Origin of the sequence: Acidovorax sp. LjRoot194, assembly GCF_964253015.1 — a bacterium.
Classification (GTDB): domain Bacteria; phylum Pseudomonadota; class Gammaproteobacteria; order Burkholderiales; family Burkholderiaceae_C; genus Acidovorax.
Genome location: NZ_CAXUQB020000001.1, coordinates 3,146,849 through 3,164,908, shown reverse-complemented (window position 1 = coordinate 3,164,908; position 18,060 = coordinate 3,146,849). Strand labels below are relative to the sequence as shown.

The following is an 18,060-nucleotide window of genomic DNA, read 5'->3' as shown; positions in this document are numbered from 1 at the left end:
TGGCAGATCAACAAACAAGTGAGTGTGGATTGAAAAAGAGTAGTGCCTTGGTGGCCGGGGCCGCACTGCGTGGGTGCAGGGGCGTGGGCCTGGCCCTGTGCCTTCACATGGGGGGAGTAGCGCTCGCGCAGCCCACCATGTCGCCGGTGTTGCTGAACCTGATCCGGCAGACAGTGGAACTGCATCCTTCGGTACGGATGGAGTCTGCCTTCGTGCGGGCGGCCAAGGAGGATGTGTCTGCCGCGGATTGGCAGCGTTACCCCACGTTGGCTGCCCAGACCTCGTCCAACACCCCACGCCTGTCCACACAGCTCAGCCTGGAGCAGCCGCTCTGGACGGGCGGGCGCCTGGATGCGCAGCGGGATATGGCCCGGGCGCAGGAGGCGCTGCAGGTGGCCCAGAAGAAAGATGTCCAGTACCAGCTGGCGATCAAGGTGGTGGACTCGTGGGTGGCGATGGTGCAGGCCGACGAGCGCATCAAAGAGACGGGCCGGACCATCGACCAGCTCGAGCGCTACAAGGCGATGATGCGCCGGCGTGTCGACGCACAGGTCTCGCCCCAGATCGAATTCACGCTGCTGGAATGGCGGACGTTTCAGGCGCGGGTCGACCTGCAGCAGACGCGCACGGCGCGCACGTTGTCCCGCAACCGCCTGCGCCAGCTGGTCGGGCACGAGCCCGAAAGCGATGCCGCATGGGACGCAGAGCAACCCCTGGCGGCACTGGCGACGACCGCATCGGAAACCCGGCATGCGCTGGGCCGGCAGATCGACGATGCCATCGACGTGCACCCCTCAGTGCGCAAAGCGCGGGAGCGGGCACGGGTGGTGCAGTACCAGGCCGACGTGCAGCGGGCAGGGCTCGGGCCCGAGGTGTATTTGAGGGCGCAATACAGAGCCGGTGGTGCGGCGGTGCCGGGTGAGCGCAGCGTCTTCGTCGGTGTGCGATACCAGCCCGGCGCGGGCTTGTCCTCGCTGGCCACCAGTCGGGCAGCGTCTGAGCGGGCGCAGGGGCAATTGTTTGCGGCAGAGACCGCGCAGCGCGAGCTCAACGAACAGATGCGCACCGATCTGGAGAACATGGCCAGCGCGCAGATGCGCGCCGATGCCTTGGCGACCGCCGTCGGGTCCTCCACGGACGTGCTGGTGTCGAACGAAAGGCTGTTCATCGCGGGCAAGCGCAGTTGGCAGGAAGTTCTCAACACCGTGCGCGAGGGGGGCGACAACCGCCTGGCGCTGGTGGACGCGCGCGCGGCCTTGCTGGCAGCCTACTACCGCCTGCAGGTGGTGCGTGGCGATCTGGATTGGCAGCAGAGTGCGCCGTGATCGTGCGGTCTGTCCTGCAGATTCGGTGGCACTGCGCGCGTTGGTCATTCTTTTCCTTTTTCAACCTGTCTGCCACATGGCCACGAGTTCCGTGTGTACGCAACAGGCTCGTTTTTTTCGGTTCCAGTGATGCACGTGATGCGTGTGATGCCGTGTGCGGCAAGGTCCAGGTGCGTTTTCCATGAATAACAACCCCATAGAGCATTCCCTGGCATGGGCTTTTGAACGCCTGGCCCAGTTACAGGGCGTCAGCATCAATGTGATGCGCCTGCGTGCCGCCGTGGAACGGCATGGACGGCCGGGTTCCATGTCGGGCGTGACTGCTGTGTGCGCCAGCCTCGATTGGTCCGCGCCCGTGATGATGAACCACCCCGACCGGGTGATGCTGCCGCTGCTGTGCAAAACGAAAAGCGAGGGATGGGGCGTGGTGGTGGACCGCGACCCGCAGCAGCGGTGGGTGGTCGAGTTTGCCGATGGCACCCGCCCCGTGGACGAGGCCGCGCTGACCCACTCCGCGATGGTGGCGATGCGCCAGCGGGGCGCCGCCGCGCAGTCCGACACGTTCGAGGCCGTGCTCAAGAATGCGCTGCGCCCATACCGGGGCGTGCTGGTGGAGGCCGCTCTGGCGTCGGTGTTCATGGGCCTGCTGGCACTGGCCATCTCGCTGTTTTCGATGCAGGTCTACGACCGGGTCATTCCCACCCGCAGCGAATACACCCTGATCATCCTTGGCATCGGCGTGCTGCTGGCCATCTTGCTGGAGACGGCGATGAAGTTCGCGCGATCCCGCGTCATGGATTCCCTCACGGCCGGCCTGGACAGCCGTTTGTCCCGGGACATCTTCCAGCGTTTGCTCAGCGTGCGCATCGATCAGCTGCCCAGCTCGGTCGGCAGCCTGGCAGGGCAGATACGGGGGTACGAGCAAGTCCGCGGGTTCTACACCGGAAGCACGCTGTTTGCGCTGGTGGACTTTCCGATGGCGCTGTTGTTCCTGGCAGTGCTGATGGTCATCGGGCACCCGCTGGTGGCACTGGTGCCTTTGGTGTGCGGGTTGATGGCCTTGGTGGTGGGTGTCAGCCGGCACCGGCGCGTGAACGCGCTGGCCAGCCAGGGGTTGTCGGCCGCGAGCCGCAAGACCGGCTTGCTGGTCGAGGTGGTGGAAGGCGCCGAGACCATCAAGGCGGGTGTGGGCAGTTGGAAGTTCCTCTCGCGCTGGATTGCGGTCAACAGCGACACCATCCGGCAAGACCGGGACATGCGCCATGTGAGCGAGGGCGCGGGGTACTTCGCAGCCACGCTCCAGCAGTTCAGCTACGTCGGCATCGTGATGCTCGGCTCCTGGGTCATCATCAATGGGGGCATGACGATGGGGGCGTTGATCGCCTGCTCGATCATTGGTGGCCGCATCATGGCGCCGCTGGTGGCGCTGCCGGGCCTGATCGTCCAGCATGCCCATGCGCAGGCGGCCACCCGTTCGCTTGAAAAGCTCTACGCGCTGGAGGCTGACAACCATGGCGTACCGCGTCCCTTGGTGCCCCAGAAGCTGCAGGGCCACTATGTGCTGCAGGATGTGGCGTTTGCCTATGGCAAGAATGCCCCGGCCGTCTCTATCAAGAGCCTGACGATTCAGCCCGGCGAAAAGGTAGCGGTGATCGGGCCCATCGGCTCGGGCAAGTCGTCGCTGCTCAAGCTGCTGGCCGGCCTGTACCGGCCTACGTCGGGCCGGGTGCTGGTCGACAGCCTGGACATGGCCCAGGTGAACCAGCAGGTCATCAGCCAGCACATCGGCTACCTGCAGCAGGAGCACCGCTTGTTCCACGGCACCTTGCGCGAAAACCTGCTCATCGGCATGCCCGACCCAGGCGACGACGCGATGCAGATGGCCTTGCAGCGGTCCGGCCTGATCCAGTTCGTGGCGGGCCATCCGCGTGGGCTGGACCTGCCCATCCACGAAGGGGGCAAAGGGCTGTCGGGCGGGCAGCGGCAATTGGTGGCCTTCACGCGCCTGCTGTTGACGCAGCCGGCCGTGCTGCTGCTCGACGAGCCCACGGCCAACATGGATCTGGCACAGGAAAAGCGGTGCCTGTCGGTACTGGGAGAGGAGGCGGGTGTGGACAAAACGCTGATCGTGGTCACCCACAAGTCGAGCGTGCTCCCCCTGGTGGACCGGATCGTTGTCGTGTCCGGCCACAAGGTCGTGATGGACGGGCCCCGGGATGCCGTGCTGATGCGCTTGAAGAAGGCGTCAGAGCCCGTGTCCGTGCAGCCGTCCGACGCGGCCGCGCAAGGTGTGCAGGTGGTCACCGCATGAAGATCGAACCCATGATGGACGCCCAGGCACCCGCCCGTGGCATGGCGGTGCCACAACCTCAACCACAACCACAGCGTGCCGCTGACGTACATGCCCATGCCCACGCAGATATCGCAGACGTGCTGGCACCGCAACGCCGGTCCCGCTGGACGCTGCGCGTCGCGATGGTCGGCATCGTGGCACTTGTGACCTGGGCCGCAGTTTCCAAGATCGACCAGGTGACGCGCGCACAGGCCCAGGTGATCGCCAGCGCCCGCACGCAGGTCATCCAGGCGGTAGACCCGGGCGTGGTAACCCGCCTGCACGTGCGCGAGGGAGAGGATGTGAAGGCGGGGCAACTGCTGGTGACCCTGGAAAAGGCCAGGGCGGAAGCCGCGGTGGACGACGCGCAGTCCAAGGTGGCCGCTCTTCGGTCCGCCCTGGTGCGCCTGCGCGCCGAGGTCTATGGCGAGCCCTTGAATTTCGATGCAGAGCTGCTGGCTTACCCTGAATTCGTGCGCAACCAGCGTGCGCTGTACGAGCGGCGCAAGCAGGCGATTGACGAGGACGTGGCCTCGCTGCGCGGCGCGATGGACTTGGCCAAACAGGAACTGGACATGAACCAGAAACTGGTGGCCACCGGCGACGTGAGCCTGGCCGACGTGCTGCGGCTCAAGCGCATGGTCGCCGAGATCCAGGCGCAGATCGCCAACAAGCGGAACAAGTACTTCCAGGACTCGCAGGCGGAGATGACCAAGGCCCAGGAGGAACTGAACACACAGGTCGAGCAGGTGCGCGACCGCAAGCAGGTGATGGAGCACACCGAACTGTTCGCTCCGCTGGGCGGCCAGGTCAAGAGCATCCAGTTGACGACCGCAGGTGCCGTGGTCAAGCCCGGCGACGTCATCATGGAAATCGTGCCCACCGGCGGGGATTTGATCCTGGAGGCCAAGATCAACACCGCCGACATCGCCTTCGTGGAAATAGGGCAGGTCGCGAGCGTCAAGCTCGATGCGTACGACTACTCGATCTTCGGCACCATGAAGGGCGAGGTCTTCTACGTGAGCCCCGACACGCTGGAGGAAAACCGCCAGGGCAAGATGGAGCCCTACTACCGGGTGCAGATCCGCATCCGGGGCAAGGAGTTCACCAAGGGCAGCGACGTCAAGATCAGGCCGGGCATGACGGCCTCCGTCGACATCAAGGCGATGGAGCGGACGGTGTTGAGCTACCTGACCAAGCCCCTGACCAAGACGTTGTCGCAATCGATGGGTGAGCGGTGAAGGTGAAGGTGACGGTGACGGCTCCCGCGGCTCCCGTCACCGGGGCGGGTTGCCGAGCGCTGCCTTTGGTGTGGCGCGCTGGCGCATTCAAGAGACTGCGGGCATGCGCCGCCACAGCGGCACCGCGGCATCGCGGCACCGCGCGAGAGGGCTTGCAGGCAGCGGCAGGGTACGGTAGGGTTTGCTATTAAATATGTAGCTGGTTGCGCTTGTTGGGCAAGCGATAGCGCCCATTTTTACTCGTACTTCTTCTCCAGCGCATCCCACTGCGGCTTGCACACCAGCCGCTGGCGTTCGGCAAACGGCGCCACCATCGCGGGGTCCTCATCCACACGGCGCTCGTCGCGCAGCACGGTCAGCACCTTCTGCATGCCGGCCACTGCGCCCTGCAATGCCGCGTTGGCGTACAGCACCAGCCCGTAGCCCAGGCCCGCCAGCTCGTCGGCGCTGAAGATGGGCGTCTTGCCGCCGATCACCATGTTCATGAGCTGGGGCCGGTCGGCCAGGCGCCGGGGCAGGGCGCGGATCTCGTCGGCCGTGGTGACGGCTTCCACGAACAGGATGTCGGCCCCCGCCTCGCCAAACCGCTGCGCGCGCTCGACCGCCGCCTCGAAACCCTGGGTGGCGCAGGCGTCGGTGCGCGCCATGATCAGGGTGCCCGGGTCGCGGCGCGCGTCCACGGCGGCCTTGATCTTGCCCAGCATCTCGTCGGTGGGGATCACCTCCTTGCCGTTGAAATGCCCGCAGCGCTTGGGCGAGACCTGGTCTTCCAGCTGGATGCAGTCGGCACCCGCGCGCTCCAGCGTGCGCACCGCGTGGTACGTGTTGAGCGCGTTGCCGAAGCCCGTGTCGGCATCGACGATGAGCGGCAGCTCCACCGCGTCGCGGATGCGTGCCGTGTGGTCGGCGATGTCGGTGAGGCCCATGAACGCCTGGTCGGGCAGGCCGAACCACATGTTGGTGACGCCTGCGCCAGTGACGTAGAGCGCCTCGAACCCCAGGTCGGCCACCACACGGGCGGACAGGGCATTGAACGCGCCTGGCACGATGACGCCCCGGCGGGCTTCGGCCAGGGCCTTGAGTTGTTGTTTGGTGTTCATAAGGGTGTGTCAGAAGCAGTCGGCGGGGATGCGAATGCACCCTTCCATGAGAATGCGGGCGCTGCGGCTCATCAAGGCTTTGGTCACCGTCCATTGGCCACCGTGATGCGTGGCCTCGGCGCCCACGCGCAGCGTGCCCGAGGGGTGCCCGAAGCGGACCGCGTTGCGCGCCCCACCGCCCGCTGCCAGGTTGACCAGCGTGCCAGGGATGGCGGCGGCTGTGCCGATGGCCACCGCGGCGGTCCCCATCATCGCGTGGTGCAGCTTGCCCATGGAGAGCGCACGCACCAGCAGATCGATGTCGTGTGCTTCGATGCGCTTGCCGCTGGAGGCGGTGTAGGCCGCGGGCGGCGCCACGAACGCGATCTTGGGCGTGTGCTGGCGGGTGGCGGCATCCTCCAGTTCGCGGACCAGGCCCATGCGCAGCGTGCCGTGGGCGCGGATGGCTTCGAAGCGTGCGAGCGCCGCGGCGTCGCCGTTGATCGCGTCCTGCAGCTCGGTACCGGCGTAGCCCAGGTTGTGGGCATTGAGAAAAATGGTGGGAATGCCCGCGTCGATCAGCGTGGCGGGGAAGCTGCCGACACCTGGTACCTCCAGCGTGTCCACCACGTTGCCGGTAGGGAACATCGATCCCGCGCCTTCCGCACCGTCGGCGGGGTCCATGAATTCGAGTGGTATTTCGGCCGCTGCAAAGGTCACGCCGTCCAACTCGAAGTCCCCGGTCTCCTGCACCTGCCCGTTCGCGATCGGCACATGCGCCACGATGGTCTTGCCGATGTTGGCCTGCCAGATGCGCACGTCCAAGGCACCGTTGCTCGGGATGCGCGCTGCATCGATCAACCCCATGTGGATGGCGCAGGGGCCCACGGCGGCCGAGAGGTTGCCACAGTTGCCGCTCCAGTCCACGAACGGCTGGTCGATGGACACCTGGCCGAAGAGGTAGTCCACATCATGCCCGGGCCGCAGGCTGCGCGACAGGATCACGGCCTTGCTGGTGCTGGACGACGCATTGCCCAGGCCGTCGATCTGCTTGCCGTACGGGTCCGGGCTGCCCAGAGCGCGCAGCAGGATGGCGTCGCGGGCGGCGCCGGGCTGGCGGGCCAGGGCGGGCAGGTCGTCCAGGCGGAAGAAGAGGCCTTTGCTGGTGCCGCCGCGCATGTAGGTGGCGGGGATTTTGAGTTGGGGTGAGGAGGGTGTCATGGGGTGGCGGGTCTACGTTTGCGGGGAGGGCGTGTGGGCTTTGCCAATGGGTTGGTGGTTGCGCTGAGGCCCCCTCTCCCCCGGCCCCTCTCCCGCGAGGGGAGAGGGGAGGGGTGCATGGCGCTGGTGTTGTTCGGGATGTTCTCTCGGATGATTGAAGTGCGCCCAGCCAATGATCGTCAGCCGTGCTTATCCAGGGAAGCCCCTCTCCCCTCGCGGGAGAGGGGTTGGGGAGAGGGGGCCGAGGCACCACCGCCACCCCGCTCCAGAAAATCCTGCGCAAACCTCTGCAGCACGCCCCCCGCTTCATACACCGACACCTCCTCCGCCGTGTCCAGCCGGCAGGCCACAGGCACCCGCAGCACCTCGCCGCTTCGGCGCCGCACCACCAGCGTCAAGTCAGCCCGCGCCGTGCACAGCCCCTCCACGCCATAGACCTCGGTGCCATCCAGGCCCAGCGTCAGCCGGTTCGTGCCGGGCTGGAACTCCACGGGCAGCACCCCCATGCCGATCAGGTTGGTGCGGTGGATGCGCTCGAAGCCCTCGGCCACCACCACTTCCACACCCGCCAGGCGCACGCCCTTGGCGGCCCAGTCGCGCGAGGAGCCCTGGCCGTAGTCGGCGCCGGCGATGATGATCAAGGGCTGGCGGCGGTTCAGGTAGGTCTCCATGGCCTCCCACATGCGCAGGATCTGGCCTTCGGGCTCCACCCGGGCCAGCGACCCGGGCTGCACGCTGCCGTCGGGGTTGCGCGCCATCTCGTTTCGGAGCGTGGGGTTGGCAAACGTGGCCCGCATGGCCGTCAGGTGGTCGCCGCGGTGCGTGGCGTAGGAGTTGAAATCTTCCTCGGGCACGCCCATGCGGTGCAGGTACTCGCCGGCTGCGCTGTCCCGCAGGATGGCGTTCGACGGCGAGAGGTGGTCGGTGGTGATGTTGTCCGGCAGGATGGCCAGCGGGCGCATGCCCTGGCGCGTGCGCGGTTGGGCCGCCAGGGCCCCCACGCCGTCGGTGTCCCAGTAGGGCGGGCGGCGAATGTAGGTGGACTCCGGGCGCCAGCCGTACTGCGGGCTCACCGCGTCGCCAGTGTCGGCGCGGATCGCGAACATGGGCTCGTAGACGGCGCGGTACTGTGCGGGCTTGACGGCGCCTTTCACCACGGCGTCGATCTCTGCATCGCTCGGCCAGATGTCTCGGAGGCGGATCTCCCGGCCGTCCACCACCGCCAGCACGTCGTTTTCGATGTCGAAGCGCACCGTGCCCGCGATCGCATAGGCCACCACCAGCGGCGGCGAGGCCAGGAAGGCCTGGCTGGCGTACGGGTGGATGCGGCCGTCGAAGTTGCGGTTGCCCGACAGCACGGCGGTCGCGTACAGCTGGCGGTCGATGATCTCTTGCCTTATGGCGGGGTCGAGCGCGCCCGACATGCCGTTGCAGGTGGTGCAGGCAAAACCCACGATGCCGAAGCCGAGGTGTTCCAGGTCCTGCAGCAGGCCTGCTTCCTGCAGGTACAGCTCGACGGCCTTGGAGCCGGGGGCGAGCGATGTTTTCACCCAGGGCTTGCGCGCCAGGCGCAAGCGGCGGGCGTTGCGCGCCAGCAGCGCCGCCGCGATCACATTGCGCGGGTTGGAGGTGTTGGTGCAGCTTGTGATGGCGGCAATCACCACGGCGCCATCGGGCAGGGTGCCTTCGTGGGCCGCCGGCATCTGCCATGCGCGGGCGATGCCGCGGGCCGCCAGGTCGCTGGTGGCCACGCGCGCGTGCGGGTTGGACGGGCCCGCCATGTTGCGCACGACGCTGGACAGATCGAAACTCAGCGTGCGCTCGTACACCGCATCGCTCAGCGTGTCGGACCACAGGCCTGCGGCCTTGGCATAGGTCTCCACCAGACGGACCTGGACCGGCGTGCGGCCCGTGAGCGTCAGGTACTCGAGCGTCTGGTCGTCGATGCTGAACAGGGCCGCGGTCGCGCCGTACTCGGGCGCCATGTTCGAGATGGTCGCGCGGTCGCCGATGGTGAGCCTAGCGGCGCCCTCGCCGTAGAACTCCAGGTAGGCGCCGACCACCTTGGACCGGCGCAGGAACTCGGTCAGCGCCAGTACCACGTCGGTGGCGGTGATGCCGCTCTGGCGCTGGCCGGTGAGCTGCACGCCCACGATCTCCGGCAGACGCATCCACGACGCGCGGCCCAGCATCACGTTCTCGGCCTCCAGGCCGCCGACGCCGATGGCAACGACGCCCAGCGCATCGATGTGCGGCGTGTGGCTGTCGGTGCCCACGCAGGTGTCGGGGTAGGCCACGCCGTTGTCGGCATGGACCACGGGCGACATCTTCTCCAGGTTGATCTGGTGCATGATTCCGTTCCCTGCGGGGATGACCTGCACATTGGAAAAGGCCTTTTTCGTCCACTCGATGAAGTGAAAGCGGTCTTCGTTGCGGCGGTCTTCGATGGCGCGGTTTCTTGCGAATGCACCGGGGTAGGACCCGCCGCATTCCACGGCCAGCGAATGGTCCACGACCAGTTGCACGGGCACCACGGGGTTCACCTGGGCGGGGTCCCCACCCGCGGCCGCGATGGCGTCGCGCAGGCCCGCCAGGTCCACCAGCGCGGTCTGGCCCAGGATGTCATGGCACACCACACGCGCCGGAAACCACGGAAAGTCGCGCTCGCGCCGGCGCCCGATCAGCTGGCGCAGGCAGTCGTCCACGATGGCCGGGTCAGCCCGGCGCACGATGTTCTCGGCGTGCACACGCGATGTGTAGGGCAGGGTGGCCCACGCGCCGGGCGTGAGGGCATCGACGGCCGCGCGGGCGTCGAAGTAGTCCAGTGCGGTGCCGGGCAAGGGCCGGCGATGTCGGGTGTTCATCATGGTGTTGTGTCGCTCGGCTTCAAATACCTGTCAGTTCGTCACTGTCTTTCGATTCCCCTCTCCCCTCGCGGGAGAGGGAGAGGGAGAGGGAGAGGGAGAGGGAGAGGGAGAGGGAGACGATGCAGCGCTCATGGCTGTCAAACACGGTCCTCGATCCGCACAAACGGCAGATTGTCCGGCCCGGTGTAATGCGCACTGGGGCGGATGATCTTGTTGTCCAGGCGCTGCTCGATGATGTGCGCCGCCCAGCCGCTCGTGCGCGCGATCACGAACAGCGGCGTGAACATGGCGGTGGGCACGCCCATCATGTGGTAGCTCACCGCACTGAACCAGTCGAGGTTGGGGAACATGCTCTTGGCCTCCCACATCACCGACTCGAGCCGCTCGGCGATGTCGAACATCTTGGTGCTGCCCGCCTCCTCGGACAGGGACCGCGCCACGCCCTTGATGACGCCATTGCGCGGGTCGCTCACGGTGTAGACCGGGTGGCCGAAGCCGATCACGACCTCCTTGGCCTGCACGCGCCGGCGGACGTCGGCCTCTGCCTCGTCCGGGCTGTCGTAGCGCTTCTGGATCTCGAAGGCTACCTCGTTGGCCCCGCCGTGCTTGGGGCCGCGCAGTGCTCCGATGGCGCCGGTGATGCACGAATACACATCGCTGCCCGTGCCCGCCACGACGCGCGCGGTGAAGGTCGATGCGTTGAACTCGTGCTCGGCATACAGGTTGAGCGAGGTGTGCATCGCGCGCTCCCAGGCCGCGCCGGGCCGGGTGCCATGCAGCAGGTGCAGGAAGTGGGCGCCGATGGAGTCGTCGTCCGTCTCGACGTCGATGCGCTTGCCCTGGGTGCTCCAGTGGTACCAGTACAGCAGCATGGAGCCGAGCGAGGCGAGCAGCCGGTCGGCGATGTCCCTGGCGCCGGGCGTGTTGTGGTCGTCCTTTTCGGGCAGCACGCAGCCCAGGGCCGAGACGCCGGTGCGCATCACATCCATCGGGTGGCTGCTGGCAGGCAGCTTTTCCAGCGCGTCCTTCACGCTGGCCGGCAGGCCGCGCAGGGCCTTGAGTTTGGTTTTGTAAGCCTTGAGCTCGGCGCGCGTGGGCAGCTTGCCGTGCACCAGCAGGTGGGCGATCTCTTCGAATTCGCAGACGTCGGCGATATCGAGGATGTCATAGCCCCGGTAGTGCAGGTCGTTGCCCGTGCGGCCCACGGTGCACAGCGCAGTGCTGCCGGCAGTCACGCCCGACAGCGCGACGGATTTCTTGGGCTTGAAGCCTGCGGTAGGGGTCGTTGTTTCCATGGTCATGGGGTCTCCTGGGGTGTCACTGTGGTGCCAGATAGGCATGGGCGATGGGTGCGGGGCGGCCCTTGGCATCCACCGCCACCATCTCGAACACCCCCTGGAGCACCTCTTCGGCGGGCGAGCCCAGCGCCTGCGCGAAGCCGGCCACGCACACGGTGAGCGAGCTGCGCCCGAGCCGCGTCGCCCAGGCGCGCAGGGTGAGCACATGGCCCACGCCCACGGGCGCCACGAATCGCACGTCGCTCACGCCGGCCATCACCACGTTGCTGCCGGCCGCGCTGCGGGCAGCCAGAAACGCCGCCTTGGACATGAGTAGCAGCGCATGCCCGCCGAACAGGGTGCCGTAGTGGTTGGCGTGCTCGGGAAAGATGATTTCCGTGAGCTCCAGGGTGCCGTTGGGGGTTGTCATGCTTCGCAATCTACGCACAATAGCGGCCCTGCAGAAGGGCTGAATTGGCGAATGTTTGCGAATGAAATCCCTGCAGATTGCAAATTTTGCGAAGTTATTTGTTGCCGAGGCCAATCGATGAAAAAGACGTTCATGGGCGTGCGCCTGCGCCGCCTGCGCGAGGAGCGGGGCATGACCCAGGTGGCGCTGGCGCGCGCGCTGGACCTGTCGGCGAGCTACCTCAACCAGCTCGAACAGAACCAGCGGCCGCTCACCGTGCCGGTGCTGCTCAAGATCAACGCGGTGTTCGGCGTGGATGTGCAGCGCTTTTCGGACGATGACGAGGCGCGCCTGATCACCGGCCTGCGCGAGGTGCTGTCCGACCTGCCCGCGGGCCTGGGCGGCGAGGGCGCGGGCGACGCCGTGTCGCTGGCCGAGATCCGCGAGCTGGCCGCCGGCATGCCGGCAGTGGCCCGCACGCTGCTGGCGCTGCACCAGCGCCACCGCCAGGCCCTGGAGCGGCTGGAGGCGCTGAGCGCCCAGAACGCCCAGTGGGGCCTGGGCGACGAGCGCGGCGCGGCGGCGGCGCCGCCGCTGGCGGGCGGCCACCTGCCCATGGCGTACGAAGAAGTGCGCGACTTCTTCTTCGCGCGCCAGAACCACATCGCAGAGCTGGACGATGCGGCCGAGCGTTGCTCCGCCGAATGGGCCCTGCAGCCGGGCCGCGCGGGCGAGGCGCTGGCCCAGCGGCTGCTGCAGGCCCACGGGGTGCGGGTGGTGAGCGCGATCGATCTGCCGGGCCAGGCCCAGCGGGTGTTCGAGCCCGGCTCCGGCGTGTTGCAACTCGCGGCCGGGCTGGAGCCCGGGCAGCGCGCTTTCCAGATGGCAACGCAGCTGGCGTTTCTGGAAATGGGCCCGCCACTGGCGCGGCTCGCGGACGCGGCGGGCTTGTCGAGCGACCAGGCGCGGGCGCTGGCGCGCATCGGCCTGGCCAACTACTTCGCCGGGGCGCTGGTGTTGCCCTACACCGCCTTCTTGCGCGCGGCCGAGGCGGTGCGCTACGACATCGACCGCTTGGGCCACGAGTTCGGCGTGGGTTTCGAGACGGTGTGCCATCGGCTGTCCACCCTGCAACGGCCCGGCGCGCGGGGTGTGCCGTTTTTCTTCATCCGGGTGGACCGGGCGGGCAACATCAGCAAGCGCCAGTCGGCCACCCACTTTCACTTCAGCAAGATCGGCGGCACCTGCCCGCTGTGGAACGTGTACGAGGCGTTCGCCCAGCCGGGCCGCATCGTGCCGCAAATCGCCCGCATGCCCGACGGGCGGGCCTACCTGTGGGTGGCGCGCACCGTGTCGCGCGGCGGCATGGGGTGGGGCTTGCCGGGCAAGGAGTTTTCCGTGGCGCTGGGCTGCGATGTGCGGCACGCGCCGCAGCTGGTCTATTCGCAAGGGCTCGACCTGGCCAACCCCGACGCGGCCGTCCCCATCGGCATGGGCTGCAAGGTCTGCGAGCGGCCGGCCTGCCCGCAGCGCGCCTTTCCGCCCATCGGCCGGGCGCTGGATGTGAACGAGAACCGCAGCCGGTTCGCGCCCTACCCGGTGGCTGCCACCGCGGGGGCAGGGTAGACCCTTGGGCTGACGATGCATTGGTGCGGCGTCTATGCAGTTTGCTCATGAATTCATAGCGCCTTGCGCATGACCGTATTGCGGTGGACGCTCTTTTGTCTCAATAATGGGCGGTAACCAGTTGTTATCACTTTCCGGGCTCCAAAAGCCCGTGAGATTGCAGCTATCCTGCGCTGTTACCACAGGTCCCAGCCTCCGATCCGGCCACCGCGAAGCCCTCGTCGAACACGCCTGCCCAGCCCGCAAACCATGTCCTCCTTCACCTATTCAGGTAGCTACCGGCATTGGTTGCCCGGGATAGGTGTGGCCACGCTCGGTATCGCGCTGAGCCTGTGGCTGGCCTGGCAGCAGTCCCAGGCCGTGGCCCAGGTCGGGCAGGCGCGGTTCGTGCAGGAGGCCCGGTCGTTCGCCGATGCGCTGGGCCAGCGCATCGAGGGGCACACCGAGGTCGTCAACGGCCTGCGCGGGCTGTTCACTGCCAACCCCCACCTCACGCGCGCCGAGTTCGAGCGCGCCGCCAGCGACCTGGAGGTGGGCCAGCGCTACGCCGGCGTGCGCAACCTGTCGTTCACCCGCTGGGTGCCGGGCTCCGAGCGCGCCGCCTACGAGGCCCGGGTGCGGGCCGACCGGTCCATCTCAGCCAACGGCTACCCCGACTTCGCCATCCGCCCGCCGGGAGACCGTGCCGAGTACTTCGTGGCCGAATACCTCTGGCCCATGTCCGGCAACGAGGGTGTGCTGGGCCTCGACATCAGCGCGCAGCCCACCAACCTGGCGGCCATGCAGTACAGCCGCGACAGCGGGCACACCGTGGCGTCCGCGCCGTTTGATCTGTTGCAGGAAGAAACGCACCGCCCAGGCTTCGTGATCCGCGTGCCGGTGTTCGACTACACCGCCGGCACGCCCGAGCCACGCTTTGTGGGCGCGGTGGCCTCCACCATCCGGGTGTACGACCTGGTGCAGGCGCTGGGCAGCCAGGGCTTGCTCAATGGCATCTCCATTGCGATGGCCGACCACGGGTCGGTGCGTGCGGGGTCCACCGATGCCACGGTGCGCACGCTGCTCACGCAGTCGTCTGCGGCCCTGCCGGATTCGCAGCCCTTCGTGCGCGACCTGCTGGTGCACGACCGCCGCTGGCGGCTCACGTTCCGGCCAGCGCGCTCGTTCCTGTCGGCGTCCGAGGCCCGGTTGCCCATCCTGGCGGGGGCCGGCGGGGTGCTGGTCTCGCTGCTGCTGGCCTCGACCGTGGGGCTGCTGGTCCGCCAGCGCACCATGGCGCTAGTGCGCGCTCAGGCGTCCGACGATGCGCGGCGCGAAAGCGATGAGCGCTTTCGCGCGCTGTTCAACCAGGCCAGCGTGGGCGTGGCCATGCTGGACAGCACCACGGGGCGGTTCCTGCGCGTGAACCAGCGCTATGCGGACATCGTGGGCTACACGCCCGGCGAGATGCTCACCATGAGCTTCCAATCCATCACCCATCCGGGCGACCTGGCGGCGGATGTGCAGCAGCTCGAACGGCTCAAGGCCGGAGAGATCCCGGAATACCGGCTGGAAAAGCGCTACCTGCACAAAGAGGGCCGCGTGGTCTGGACGGACCTCACCGTGTCGCCGGGTGCCACCCCCGACAACCACATCGCCGTGGTGCAGGACATCACCTCGCGCAAGCTCATGGAAGACACGCTGCGCACCAACGAGCACCGGTTGCGCGGCATCCTGGAGCGCCTGCCCATGGGTCTGTGCCTTGTCCATCCGGACGGGCGCATCGGCTTTCGCAACCAGCGGTATGTGGAAATCTGCGGGTACACCGAGGCCGAGGTGCCCGATGTGGACCTCTGGTGGCAGCGCGCCTTCCCCAACGTGGCCGAGCGCGAAGGCGTGCGGGACAGCTGGCGCGCGGCGGTCAAGCGCGCGGCCGGGGTGGATGGCGTCATTCCGGGTGCCGAATACCTCATCACCTGCCGCGACGGCACCAAGCGCCCGGTCGAAGTCTCGGGCGTGCAGGTGGAGGGTGGACACCTGGTCACCATGCAGGACCTGAGCCAGCGCAAGGCGGCCGAGGAAGAAATCAACAACCTGGCCTACTACGACCCGCTCACCAGCCTGCCCAACCGCCGCCTGCTCATGGACCGGCTGCAGCAGGCGCTGGCCGCCAGCACGCGGCACCACCGCAGCGGCGCGTTGCTGCTGCTGGACCTGGACAACTTCAAGACGCTGAACGAAACCCGCGGCCACGACAGCGGGGACCACCTGCTGCTGCAGGTGGCGCAGCGCCTGCGCGAATGCGTGCACGAGGACGACACCGTGGCCCGCCAGGGCGGCGACGAGTTCGTGGTGGTGCTGGAAGACCTGGGCGACAACCCCGAGGAAGCCGCCGCGCGCAGTGAAGAGGTAGGCCAGCGCATCCTGGCCGCGCTGCGTGCGCCCTACATGCTGCACGGCACCGCGCACCACAGCTCGCTGAGCATGGGCGTGACCGTCTTCAGCGGCACGCGCGAGACGGTGGACGAACTCCTCAAGCGCGCGGACCTGGCGCTGTACCAGGCCAAGAGCGCCGGCCGCGACACGCTGCGCTACTACGACCCCAAGATGCAGGCCGCCGTGAGCGCCCGCGCCACGCTGGAGCGCGACATGCGCATCGGCCTGGCGCTGGGCCAGTTCGAGCTGTACTACCAGCCGCAGATCGACCGGGGCCGCATCACCGGGGCCGAGGCGCTGCTGCGCTGGCGCCACCCGCGCGACGGTTTTGTCTCGCCCGCGCACTTCATCCCCCTGGCCGAAGAGACGGGGCTTATCCTGCCGCTGGGCGAATGGGTGCTCAAAGCCGCCTGCCAGCGCCTGGCTTCCTGGGCTGCGCACCCCGAGCTGGCCGCGCTGAGCCTGGCGGTGAACGTGAGCCCGCGCCAGTTCCACCAGTGCGACTTCGTGGCGCAGGTGCTCGCAGCGCTGGCCAGCTCGGGCGCGCCGGGCCACCAGCTCAAGCTGGAGATGACCGAAGGCCTGCTGCTGCAGGATGTGGAAGACACCATCGAGAAGATGGGGCAACTCAAGGGTTATGGGCTGGGTTTCTCGCTGGATGATTTCGGCACCGGGTATTCTTCGCTCGCCTACCTCAAGCGGTTGCCGCTGGACCAGCTCAAGATCGACCAGAGTTTTGTACGCGATGTGCTCACCGACCCCAACGATGCCGCCATTGCGCGCACCGTGGTCGCCCTGGGTACCAGCCTGGGATTGCGCGTAATTGCCGAGGGGGTGGAGACGGAAGCCCAGCGCGAATTCCTGGAGCGCCACCAATGCCACGCCTGGCAGGGCTACCTGTTCAGTCCGCCGGTGCCGGCGGCCGAATTCGAAGCGCTGGTGCGCACTACCAATGCCCCCGGATCGCAGCTTGCGTGACCGGGCCACCCGCCCGGCAGCCCTGCAGCCGCCCGCCAAGGAAGACATCCGCAGACCATGTTCCTGCTGAAGAAAAAGCCTGCTGCCTCGTCCGCCACATCCACCGCGCCTCCCGCGCCGGGAGGCGCGTTCGACGCCCAGCGCGAAAAGTCCGCCATCGCCGAGATGCTGCTCAAGCGCTCGGCACAGCTGATCCTGGGCCGCGGCGAGCTGGAGATCATCCGCGGCATCTGCCAGGCCATCGTGGAGATCACGCCCCACATCCGCCTGGCCTGGACCTGGTTCGGCCCGTCCGACACGCAGACCATCCGCCCGCAGGTGTTCGCCGGCCCGGCGTCTGCCTACGCCGAGTCGCTGTGCATCGAGCGCAATCTGCTCACCCGCATCGGCCCGGCGTTCTCGGCGCTGGACAGCGGCGCACCGGCCGAGCCTTTCACGGTGTCGCAGTTCTCGCTGTTCGGCCCGTGGCGCGACGCGGCACGCCAGCACGGCATCCACCACGTGGTGGCGCTGCCCATCCGCTCTGCGTTCAACGGCTACAGCGGCATTTTCGTGCTGTACGCCGACCGCGGCGGCTACTTCGATGAAGTGGGCGTGAGCCTGTTCGCCACCCTGGCCGAGCTGTTCGGATCGCTGATGACCGTGGCGTCCGAGCGCAGCGAGCTGCAGCGCGCGGCCTACCACGATGCGCTCACGGGCCTGCTCAACCGCCACGCCCTCGACCTGATTGACCGGCGCGTGTACCGCACCTCGCTGTTCGAGCCGGCGTCCTCGCTGCTGATGCTGGACCTGGACCGCTTCAAGAACATCAACGACCAGCACGGCCATTCCGTGGGCGACAAGGCCCTGCAGGCCGTGGCCCGCACGCTGCAGGAAGCCCTGCGCCGCGGCGACGAGGTGGTGCGCTGGGGCGGGGAGGAGTTCATGGTGTGCCTGCCGCAGACGCCGCTGCAGGACGCCCTCATCGTGGCCGAGAAGTTGCGCAAAAGCGTGGCGGCCCTCACCGACCCGGTGCCGCTGTCGGTGTCCATTGGCGTGTGCGAGATACCGTGCCTGCAGCACCTGTCCGAGGCGGTGGCGCGCGCCGACCAGGCGCTGCTGCAAGCCAAGGCCGATGGGCGCAACCAGGTGTGCGTGCTGCCCTGATGGCCCGCTGGCGCCAGCCGGCATTCCGGGCAGTGATCCGGCGCCGCGATATTCAAAATTGATAGCGGCTGGCGCTTGCCCATCAAGCGGTAGAGGCTGTTTTTGCCAAATATTGGCCGGCCGGGCACCTGTGCAGCCTTGCCA

At 67.7% G+C, this 18,060-nt stretch carries 11 protein-coding genes; 6 read left to right on the top strand and 5 right to left on the bottom strand.

Going from position 1 to position 18,060, the window contains the following annotated elements; genetic code table 11:
- The first annotated feature begins 29 nt into the window (after window positions 1-29).
- The 3 genes from ACSQ3N_RS14250 (at window position 30) to ACSQ3N_RS14240 (ending at window position 4,898) form a co-directional block, all read left to right on the top strand.
- Window positions 30-1,325, top strand: coding sequence for a TolC family protein (locus ACSQ3N_RS14250; RefSeq protein WP_436146623.1), 1,296 nt, complete (start codon window positions 30-32; stop codon window positions 1,323-1,325).
- Between the two features lie 181 nt (window positions 1,326-1,506).
- Window positions 1,507-3,636, top strand: coding sequence for an ATP-binding cassette domain-containing protein (locus ACSQ3N_RS14245; protein WP_436146622.1), 2,130 nt, complete (start codon window positions 1,507-1,509; stop codon window positions 3,634-3,636).
- Window positions 3,633-4,898 (top strand): HlyD family efflux transporter periplasmic adaptor subunit, encoded by a 1,266-nt coding sequence (locus ACSQ3N_RS14240; RefSeq protein WP_436146621.1) that lies wholly within the window; start codon window positions 3,633-3,635, stop codon window positions 4,896-4,898. The genes ACSQ3N_RS14245 and ACSQ3N_RS14240 overlap by 4 nt, the downstream gene beginning before the upstream one ends.
- A gap of 236 nt (window positions 4,899-5,134) precedes the next feature.
- On the opposite strand, the gene ACSQ3N_RS14235 is transcribed toward ACSQ3N_RS14240, so the two are convergent.
- The 5 genes from ACSQ3N_RS14235 to ACSQ3N_RS14215 form a co-directional block, all read right to left on the bottom strand.
- On the bottom strand, window positions 5,135-5,998 hold the full coding sequence (locus ACSQ3N_RS14235; protein WP_436146620.1) for an isocitrate lyase/PEP mutase family protein: 864 nt from the start codon (window positions 5,996-5,998) through the stop codon (window positions 5,135-5,137).
- Window positions 5,999-6,007: 9 nt separating this feature from the next.
- Window positions 6,008-7,198 carry a 2-methylaconitate cis-trans isomerase PrpF gene (gene prpF / locus ACSQ3N_RS14230; RefSeq protein WP_436146619.1) on the bottom strand — a complete coding sequence of 397 codons (1,191 nt, stop codon included), beginning with the start codon at window positions 7,196-7,198 and terminating at the stop codon, window positions 6,008-6,010.
- Window positions 7,199-7,377: 179 nt separating this feature from the next.
- A complete protein-coding gene (gene acnD / locus ACSQ3N_RS14225; protein ID WP_436147959.1) occupies window positions 7,378-10,062 on the bottom strand; it encodes a Fe/S-dependent 2-methylisocitrate dehydratase AcnD in 2,685 nt (894 codons plus the stop codon).
- A gap of 140 nt (window positions 10,063-10,202) precedes the next feature.
- Window positions 10,203-11,366, bottom strand: coding sequence for a bifunctional 2-methylcitrate synthase/citrate synthase (gene prpC, locus ACSQ3N_RS14220; RefSeq protein WP_056165780.1), 1,164 nt, complete (start codon window positions 11,364-11,366; stop codon window positions 10,203-10,205).
- 16 nt (window positions 11,367-11,382) lie between these two features.
- A complete protein-coding gene (locus tag ACSQ3N_RS14215; RefSeq protein ID WP_056165784.1) occupies window positions 11,383-11,772 on the bottom strand; it encodes an acyl-CoA thioesterase in 390 nt (129 codons plus the stop codon).
- A 117-nt stretch (window positions 11,773-11,889) separates the two neighbouring features.
- Here ACSQ3N_RS14215 and ACSQ3N_RS14210 point away from each other — a divergent pair, with 117 nt between their 5' ends.
- The 3 genes from ACSQ3N_RS14210 (at window position 11,890) to ACSQ3N_RS14200 (ending at window position 17,916) form a co-directional block, all read left to right on the top strand.
- Window positions 11,890-13,377 (top strand): short-chain fatty acyl-CoA regulator family protein, encoded by a 1,488-nt coding sequence (locus tag ACSQ3N_RS14210; RefSeq protein ID WP_436146618.1) that lies wholly within the window; start codon window positions 11,890-11,892, stop codon window positions 13,375-13,377.
- A 249-nt stretch (window positions 13,378-13,626) separates the two neighbouring features.
- Window positions 13,627-16,770, top strand: coding sequence for a bifunctional diguanylate cyclase/phosphodiesterase (locus ACSQ3N_RS14205; RefSeq protein WP_436146617.1), 3,144 nt, complete (start codon window positions 13,627-13,629; stop codon window positions 16,768-16,770).
- A gap of 57 nt (window positions 16,771-16,827) precedes the next feature.
- On the top strand, window positions 16,828-17,916 hold the full coding sequence (locus ACSQ3N_RS14200) for a GGDEF domain-containing protein (RefSeq protein ID WP_056165794.1): 1,089 nt from the start codon (window positions 16,828-16,830) through the stop codon (window positions 17,914-17,916).
- The last annotated feature ends 144 nt before the right edge of the window (window positions 17,917-18,060 follow it).